The sequence below is a fragment of the Desulfogranum japonicum DSM 18378 genome (assembly GCF_000429945.1).
GTDB lineage: Bacteria > Desulfobacterota > Desulfobulbia > Desulfobulbales > Desulfobulbaceae > Desulfogranum > Desulfogranum japonicum.
The window spans coordinates 1-1,373 of record NZ_AUCV01000125.1 but is presented as its reverse complement, the minus strand read 5'-3'; the positions used below and the strand labels follow the sequence as shown (position 1 = coordinate 1,373).

General features: G+C 35.6%; 1 protein-coding gene. It reads right to left on the bottom strand.

What is annotated here, in order from left to right; genetic code table 11:
* Positions 1-59: 59 nt before the first annotated feature.
* Positions 60-575 (bottom strand): hypothetical protein, encoded by a 516-nt coding sequence (locus G493_RS0122705; RefSeq protein WP_028582191.1) that lies wholly within the window; start codon positions 573-575, stop codon positions 60-62.
* Positions 576-1,373: the final 798 nt, after the last annotated feature.

Below are 1,373 nucleotides of genomic sequence, written 5' to 3'. Positions count from 1 at the left end.
GGATACAGGACCAAACCAAACCTTATCACTATCGCATACATTATCGGTGGGAAACTTAATTATGGCTTACCCACATGATGTAGCGAGGAGCCAATTAACTCAGTGTTTTGAGTTGCGGTGTCTCCATGATCAATCCACCTTTTTTGATACTTTACACATTTTAAATTATTAATTTTTAGAATTTCCTCAGAATGAGAGGTCATTTCGTAACGTCCATTATTTTGAGTCTTAATTCTTTTTTGTTCTAGATTTTGTATTTGGCTATATAAAGAAGAAATAGAATCAATAGGCTCAGGACTAATTGGATATTCGCGTGCTTCAAGTGTAAACGTGCTGTACCTATCACCTATTGAACACCCATAAAGTAGATGTTTAGGTTTGGATTGATTTTGCCACTTTTCACTAACTGGCGGATCAACTGTAAATGCTTCTAATGATAGGTTGTCTGTACCTAATCCCGATGATAAAGTTGCGCTCACTAATATACAGAAAATGATTAATAAAAGACTTGCTATTATAGATTTCAGTTTATTGTCATACATGTTTTCATTTTTTTGAGAATCTAACGTTTGCATAAGGGGCGGCAAGATTGCGTGGCAAATAGCTCCAAATCACCTATGATTTTCGAGCGTAGATTAACGCTTTAAAATACCGCCGAGTTCTTTCCGACCCTTTGATGCGATTGTTATGTGTTTTTTGTGTTACGTTTTACAAAGTATTTATATGTATTTTTTATATAAAGGTATCCTATACTAAACATTACAATTGTTAAAAACAAGCCTCTATCTTTAAACTCTTTAGAGTACAAAACAGTCAAAATAAGAAAGAACACCCCAGGCAAAAACATTGTATATACGAGTAAATAGATTTTTGATTTTGTGCGTTCTTCTGCTACTAAAAATTCACCAAGCGACATTACGTTTTTTACCATTAGGATGGGGTATATTATAAATATTGATCCGAAGTACCCGATACACAAACTAGGAGAATATTTAATAAAGAAATTCCTATGGTGGGCTATTATATATCCTTGTTCTATGGCTTTTGGGTCTGAAGTCATATCAATAGCCATATAGATACAGAAGGCACCCAAAATCATCATAAAAAATATCACAAATATTGTGCGACGGTTTTGGCTATGCATTTTTTAATTTTTTTATTCACATAACGTGGAATTAACGGGCTGCTGGCACCCGTGATTTTTCCAATAATGTTTGACTCAGATCTACGCACTCTGGTTTTAAGAACGATTTGCGCGCCTGACAGCAGTCCAGTTGAATGATTTGTGTACGCCCGGCATGGGCGTGATCTAATGGGGTGCAAGTCCCCTGTATGTAAACCCTGTTACTGTCGAGATGACAGGAACATAAATA